We start from the raw sequence: 527 nt of genomic DNA, 5'->3' as shown, positions 1-527 counted from the left end.
CGTACCGCCCATTCCTGCAGAGCGCGGATCCCCTACTTTCCAAGCTGGCATTGGCTTAATAATAATTTTGCCTTTCAAATCCGGCATATAATCAGTGAACCGGCCCATGTACCACATCGGCATCCATACGGAAGCTGAGCCGCCGCTGTTCATTAAGCCATAATATTCCTCACTGTGATGATTGCCGCCCGGTGTCGCTATGGCAATGCCTTGTTTGATCAAGCCTTGCTGCCATTTAANGGCAACAATTGGGCTTGTAATATTAATTTTACCATCAGCGGTTTGGAGGTCGTCATTTCCTGGCGCCTGTGCTACCTGCGGCCATAGCGACCACAAATCGGCTGATTCAATTGTAGTCATCGGTACACCGGTTTTTTCATGTACCTTCTTGCCTGCCGTTTCGAAATCGGCCCATGTTTTAATATCGTCAGCATTGACGCCTGCTTTGTCGAGAATTTCTTTGTTATAGTAGATGACGGCTGCTCCAACATGGAAATCTATGCCGTAATAATTGCCGTCTTTTGCAT

At 47.3% G+C, this 527-nt stretch carries 1 protein-coding gene; it reads right to left on the bottom strand.

Annotated features, from left to right (window positions below; translation table 11 throughout):
- The coding region (locus FJQ58_RS00275) for an ABC transporter substrate-binding protein (RefSeq protein WP_139990473.1) at positions 1 to 527 on the bottom strand (527 nt) is incomplete at both ends.

The sequence above is a fragment of the Paenibacillus paridis genome (assembly GCF_006345825.1).
Classification (GTDB): Bacteria; Bacillota; Bacilli; order Paenibacillales; family Paenibacillaceae; genus Pristimantibacillus; species Pristimantibacillus paridis.
This window is presented reverse-complemented; position numbering and strand designations above follow the sequence as displayed.